The following is a 6014-nucleotide window of genomic DNA, read 5'->3' on the forward strand; positions in this document are numbered from 1 at the left end:
TTCGGCCTCGTGCAATGGATCGCGCCGACGCTCAACGTCGCGCTCGACGTGCGCTGGGGCGGCGCGTTGTCGTCGATCCTCGGCGTCGTCTTAGGCTGGGCGCTCGTCCGCTGGTTCTGCGCCCATGTCGAAACCGAAGACGGCGCGACCAAGATCGCCTTTACCGGCGGCGTCTTGCCTTACATCGGCTGGAGCCTGCTGGTGGCGGTCTCCTTCGTCACCGTCATCGGCTGGGCGTGGGCGCTCAAGTATTTCTTGCGCTGGATCTGCGCCAGGATCGAGGGCGCGCCGCGCTTCGCCTTCAATGGCGGCGGCTTCGCCATCCTCTGGCGCGTCGTGGTCCTCACCCTGTGTTCGGTTTTCGTCATTCCGATCCCGTGGCTGCTGAAATGGTACGGCAACTGGATGATTTCGCAATTCTCCGCCGAGCCCGAGGCGCAGCGCTGAACGCCGGCGAGGTTGGGGCGCGCAGTCGGCGACCGAGCCTAATCCAGCGGCGTAGCGAGGCAGGTCAACTCGCCTCGCGGTCTTGAGTGCGCCGAACCTGCGCGCGTCCTTGCCAAGCGCCGGCGATGTGCTTTAAGAGACTGCCGACCGCCGGACCGCGCTCCAAGCGCGCAGCCGCCGCGTTCAGCCGCAATAGCTCAGCTGGTAGAGCACGTCATTCGTAATGATGGGGTCGGGAGTTCGAATCTCTCTTGCGGCACCAGCCTTTGAAGTCTCTGAATTCCCTCTAAAATCAGCGAAGCCGGCGGACGATCGGCGGCAGATTTGGGGCGCGCCGTCGAGCGGCGGACGCGAAATGCCCGCCCCATGGGCAAGCCCGTCCTGCGGGACAGGGAGGCGCGAGCGTTTTCCGCTGCGGCGCGAGTCGAACTCAGGCCTGCTCCGTCTTGGCGAACCGGCCGGCGCGGCGGGCGAATATGCGCTCGACGCCGGAGAGCGCCTCATAGAGGGTGACGGCGAGCATGGCGACGACAACGCCGCCTTGGACGACGAACGCGAGGTTGTTCGACAGCAGCCCGGCGATGATGACTTCGCCGAGGCCTTTGGCGGCGACGGTCGAGCCGATCGTCGCGGTGGCGAGCCCGATGACCGCCGACAGCCGGACGCCTTCGAGGATCACGGGAAGCGCGAGCGGCGCTTCGACCTTCCACAGCCGCTGCGTCTCGGTCATGCCCATGCCGTTGGCGGCGTCGACGACCTCCGGCGGCAGACTCGTCAAGCCGGTCAGGGCGTTCTCGAAGATCGGCAGGAGGCCGTAGAGAAAGAGGGCGATCAGCGTCGGTTTCTCGCCGAAGCCGACGATCGGCACGGCGAGCGCCAGCACCGCGACCGGCGGGAAGGTCTGGCCGATGTTCACGATCGAGCGCGACAGCGGCAAGAATTCCACGCCGATCGGCCGCGTCACGAGGATGGCGAGGCCGACGCTCACCATTGTCGCGGCTCCGATCGCGATCGCCACGGTCGTTAGATGGGACAGCGTCAGCGACAACAGGCTGGCGCGGTCGTAGATGACCGGCTGGCCGGGGTCGCACAGCGGGGCCAGCAGCGGCCGGAACAGCTCCGGCCGGAAGAGGAAGGCGACGAGCGCGGCGACCACGAACGCGCGCAGGAGGATCGGCGCCGAGCGGGCGAAACGGCGTCTCACGTCGGCGTTCCCGCGCGCTCGATCAACCGGGCGAGCGTGACGCGGCCGATGACGCGGCCATCCCGTCCGGCGACCGGCGCCGCGGCGCGACGCGACCACAGCAGTTCGGCGAGCACCTCACGCAGGTCGGCGTCGGCGGCGACGGCCGCGCCCTCGGCCTCGCCGGGTTCGACCTCCTGGGCGGCGGTTTCGAGCGACAGCAGGCGGAAGGGCCGATCGCCGATGCCGATCAGCGCGCCGATGAACGGGGTCGCCGGATGAACGAGGATTTCGGCCGGCGGCGCATATTGGATGAGCTTGCCGGCGTCCATGACGGCGATGCGGTCGCCGAGGCGGATCGCCTCTTCCATGTCGTGGGTGACGAGGATGATCGTCGTCGAAAGCTGGCGCTGGATCGCCTTGAGGTCGTCCTGGGCCTTGGCCCGGACCAGCGGATCGAGGGCGCCGAAGGGTTCGTCCATCAACAGCAGTTTCGGCTCGGCCGCGAGCGCGCGCGCGACGCCGACGCGTTGCTGTTGGCCGCCGGAGAGCTCATGGGGAAAGCGCCGCGCGAACGTCGCCGGATCAAGCTGGAAGAGGCGGAGCAGGTCCTCGACCCGCGCGGCGATGCGGCGGCGGTCCCAACCGAGCAGCGTCGGCACGGTCGCGATGTTCTGCGCCACCGTGCGATGCGGGAAGAGGCCGTGGTTCTGGATCGCGTAGCCGATGCGCCGGCGCAATTCATGGACGGGGAGCCCGGCGGCGTCCTCGCCGTCGATCAGCACACGGCCGGCGGTTGGTTCGATGAGCCGATTGACCATGCGCATCAGCGTCGACTTGCCGGCGCCGGAGGCGCCGACGACGACGGTGAGATCGCCCGCCTCGACGATCATGCTGACGTCGTCGACCGCGACCTCCGAGCCGTAAACCTTGGTCAGCCCCTCGATCGCGATCATGGCCGCGCTCCGGTGACGAGTTCGACCGTCGCGTCGAGAACGATGGCGGCGGCGAAGGCGAGAAGGACGGTCGGCAGGGCGCCGAGCAGGATCAGATCGGGCGCGGTCTGACCGAGGCCGGCGAAGACGAACACGCCGAAGCCGCCGCCGCCGATCAGGGCCGCGACGGTCGCCATTCCGATGTTTTGGACGAGGACGATGCGAACGCCGGTCAGGATGACGGGCAACGCCAGCGGCAGCTCGATCGAGAACAGCCGCTGGCGGCCGGTCATGCCCATGCCGTGGGCGGCGTCGACGACGTCGCGCGGCGCCTGCTCGATGCCGATGACGGTATTGGCCGTCATCGGCAGCAGCGAATAGAGAAACAGCGCAAGGAACGCCGGAGCGGCGCCGATGCCGTGGACGCCGAGCGCCGCGGCGCCGGGCACGTGGACGGAGATCCAACCGAGCGGCGCGATCAGGATGCCGAACAGCGCGATCGACGGGATCGTCTGTATCGCGTTGAGCGTAGCGAGCACGGGCGCGCGCAATCCTGTCTTGCGCGCGATCAGCACGCCGAGCGGCAGGCCGACCGTCATCGCCGCGGCGAGCGAACCGACCGCCAGAACGAGATGCGCGCCGGCCTCGCGCCAGAACACGTCGGCGCGGGTCGCATATTCCTTGAGGATCGACAATTCGCTCCAAACGCCGGACCACAGCGCCAGCGCAAAGGCCGCCGCGCCGAGCGCGAGCGCCAGGAGGCGCGCCAGAGGGCCCAGCCTCAGACGCACGACGGAATCGGCGAAGAGGATCGAGCTGGCGAAGGCGAGCGTCCAGAAGCCTGCGGCCGGCGCGACGCGCGCGTAGCGGTCGCCCGGCGGCGTCAGGCAATCGGCCGCAATTCCGATCAGCGCGGCCAGGGCGATGGCGAATGCGACCGCCGTCGCGAGCCGCGCGCGCGCGGGCGTCTTCGAGAGCGAAACGGCGGCGGCGGCGAACACCGCCAGCGCCAACAGCGCGGCGAAAGGCGCCGGCAGCGCCTCGAAGAACGGCCTCGCCTCGCCGGCGACGATCCGATTGGCGCGGAACACCGCGAAGGGGGAAGCCGCGCCGACGGCGAGCAGCGCGGCGACGACGACGCCGAGCTTGTCGAAGCCGAGGCTCACGATCGGCGCGGTCCGGGCGACAGATGGGGCCATGGGAATCTCAGGGCGTCCGCGTGACCCGATACGCCGGGGCGGAAGCGACAAGTCTGCGCTCGCTCGCACATGTAGCGCCGCCGCGGGGAAATGACGATCAGCCCGGGACGCCAGGACGCCCTGAACGCGCAGCCGGCGCGAGGCCGCCCCCGCGCCGGCGATCGCTCACTTCAAGAAACCCTTCGACTTGAGGAAGTCCTCGGCGACCGCCTTGGCGGGCTCACCCTGGACCTGGACGCGGGCGTTGAGCGCCTGCAGGGTGGCGAGGTCGAGGTCTTCGAAGATCGGCCTGAGGATGTCGGCGATCTTGGGATTGGCCTTCAGCGCCGCCTCGCGGATGATCGGGGTCGGGCGATAGACCGGCTGCACGCCCTTGTCGTCGGCGAGCACGACGAGGCCGGAGGGTTGGATCGCGCCGTCGGTGCCGTAGACCATGGCGGCGTTGGCGCCGTCCGTCTGTTCGGCCGCGGCTTTGATCGTCGCAGCGGTGTCGCCGCCGGAGAGGACGATCAACTGGTCGGGCGAGAGCTTGAAGCCATAGGCCGTCTGGAAGGCGGGAAGGGCGGCGGCGGAATTGACGAACTCCGCCGAGGCGGCGAGCTTGACCTTGCCGCCGCCGGAGACCCATTTGCCGAAGTCGGAGAGCGTCGTCAGTTTCGCCGAGGCCGCGACTTCCTTGCGCAGCGCGATCGCCCAAGTGTTGTTGGCGGGCGAAGGCGTCAGCCAGACGATCTTGTTGGCGTCGTAGTCGAGCGTCTTGGCCTCCTCATAGCCCTTGGCGCCGTCCTTCCAGACCGGATCGTCGGCCTTGTTGAAGAAGAAGGCGGCGTTGCCGGTGTATTCGGGATAGATGTCGATCTCGCCCGCCATGATCGCCTTGCGGACGACCGGCGTGCCGCCGAGCTGGATGCGGTCCTCGACCTCAACGCCGTTGGCCTTCAGCGCGAGGGCGATGACGTTGCCCAGCACGCCTCCTTCCGTATCGATCTTCGACGAGACCACGACCTTGGCCGAGGCCGAGGTCGCGACCGCGCCGGCAAGGACCGCGGCCGCGAACAAAATCGGTAGACGCATTGTCGACTCCCTGAATTGGGCCGCGCTGCCGGCGGCTGCGATTTGTCGTCGTCACGCCGCCCCCCTCGGGCATGAGGAAGAGAACCTTCGCACACGGAGCGCGCGGCCGGAAGTCGCAGGCGGCGTGGCTTCGCGCCCTTACCGCAATCGAGTCGAGAATGGCCGCGCCGCGCTCCGTTGAAAGGAACCGGCGCCGGCCGACGCGACCTGGCGACGCAGGGCTCGCCCGCACCGCGGCGACCTGCAACTGATTGAATTCTCGTGCCATAGCGCTCTAGGCGGCTCGCCGCAGTCGCCGCGGGAATGGGAGACCGCGCCCATCGCCGATTGCTGCTTTGACGTTTGTCGATATGCGGTCGACAAATATCAATCAAGAGGCGTCGCGATCGGCGCGCAGGGGGGAAGCGCGGCGGCACTGCTCAAAGTGGAGGGGCTCAACAAGTCCTTCGGCGGCATTGTCGCCCTGCGCGACGGCCGCTTCGAGCTGGAAGCCGGCACGGTCCACGCGCTCTGCGGCGGCAACGGAGCGGGCAAATCGACTCTTCTTTCGGTCTTGATGGGAATTATACGTCGAGACGCCGGTAAGATTTGGCGCAACGGCCAGGAGGTCGAGTTCAGCAGTCCCGCCGAAGCGCTGGCGTCGGGCGTCGCCATCATCGAGCAGGAGCTGTGCCCGATCCCGCAGATGACAGTCGCCGAGAACATCTTTCTCGGCCGCGAGCCATCGGGTCGGTTCGGCGGCGTCGACTTCCGCAAGATGAACGCGGCGGCGCAGGCGATCCTCGACGACCTCGGCGCCAAGCGCGAGATCTCGCGCATCGTCGGCGACTTCGCCGCCGCCGGCGGAACGGTGGCGATAATCTCCTCGGAGATCGACGAACTGCTCGGCGTCGCCGATCGAATCATGGTCATGCGCGACGGCCGGGCGGTCGACATCCTGGTCAACTGCGCCGGCGTCGTGTTCTTGGCTCCGGCCGCCACGCTGCCGCTCGACTACTGGGACAAGACGATCGCCGTCAATTTGAAAGGCACGTTCCTCATGTCGCAGACGGTCGGCAAGGCGATGATCGCCGCCGCCCGCGGCGGCAAGATCGTCAACATTGCTTCACAATGCGCAACTGTCGCGATTGACGAGCACGTCGCCTATTGCGCCTCGAAGTTTGGCGTCGTCGGTCT

The 6014-nt window shown here is 68.3% G+C and carries 5 protein-coding genes, 1 tRNA gene and 1 pseudogene; 3 read left to right on the forward strand and 4 right to left on the reverse strand.

Annotation, left to right across the window (positions count from 1 at the left end; all coding sequences use genetic code 11):
- A pseudogene (locus ABSF49_RS19360) lies at nucleotides 1-447 on the forward strand (hypothetical protein); the annotation flags it as partial.
- Between the two features lie 186 nt (nucleotides 448-633).
- A tRNA-Thr gene (locus ABSF49_RS19365) sits at nucleotides 634-709 on the forward strand.
- 168 nt (nucleotides 710-877) lie between these two features.
- On the opposite strand, the gene ABSF49_RS19370 is transcribed toward ABSF49_RS19365, so the two are convergent.
- From ABSF49_RS19370 to osmF, 4 genes are all read right to left on the reverse strand, one after another.
- The gene (locus ABSF49_RS19370) at nucleotides 878-1651 is read right to left on the reverse strand and encodes an ABC transporter permease (RefSeq protein WP_424114275.1); all 774 of its coding nucleotides are present in this window, start codon (nucleotides 1649-1651) and stop codon (nucleotides 878-880) included.
- On the reverse strand, nucleotides 1648-2586 hold the full coding sequence (locus ABSF49_RS19375) for an ABC transporter ATP-binding protein (protein WP_424114276.1): 939 nt from the start codon (nucleotides 2584-2586) through the stop codon (nucleotides 1648-1650). Before ABSF49_RS19375 ends, ABSF49_RS19370 begins: the two co-directional genes overlap by 4 nt.
- Nucleotides 2583-3764, reverse strand: coding sequence for an ABC transporter permease (locus ABSF49_RS19380; protein ID WP_424114277.1), 1182 nt, complete (start codon nucleotides 3762-3764; stop codon nucleotides 2583-2585). The genes ABSF49_RS19375 and ABSF49_RS19380 overlap by 4 nt, the downstream gene beginning before the upstream one ends.
- A gap of 165 nt (nucleotides 3765-3929) precedes the next feature.
- On the reverse strand, nucleotides 3930-4838 hold the full coding sequence (gene osmF / locus ABSF49_RS19385) for a glycine betaine ABC transporter substrate-binding protein OsmF (protein ID WP_424114278.1): 909 nt from the start codon (nucleotides 4836-4838) through the stop codon (nucleotides 3930-3932).
- Between the two features lie 424 nt (nucleotides 4839-5262).
- Here osmF and ABSF49_RS19390 point away from each other — a divergent pair.
- Nucleotides 5263-6014: SDR family NAD(P)-dependent oxidoreductase (locus tag ABSF49_RS19390; protein ID WP_424114279.1), on the forward strand; the 752-nt coding region annotated here is incomplete at its 3' end.

The sequence above is a fragment of the Roseiarcus sp. genome (assembly GCF_049514155.1).
In the GTDB taxonomy this organism is placed as follows: Bacteria; Pseudomonadota; Alphaproteobacteria; order Rhizobiales; family Beijerinckiaceae; genus Roseiarcus.

Excerpts from the sequence above, each read along its gene's own strand:
- ABSF49_RS19380 (WP_424114277.1), bottom strand. The coding sequence starts at position 3,764 with ATGGCCCCATCTGTCGCCCGGACCGCGCCGATCGTGAGCCTCGGCTTC.
- ABSF49_RS19375 (WP_424114276.1), bottom strand. The coding sequence starts at position 2,586 with ATGATCGCGATCGAGGGGCTGACCAAGGTTTACGGCTCGGAGGTCGCG.
- osmF (WP_424114278.1), bottom strand. The coding sequence starts at position 4,838 with ATGCGTCTACCGATTTTGTTCGCGGCCGCGGTCCTTGCCGGCGCGGTC.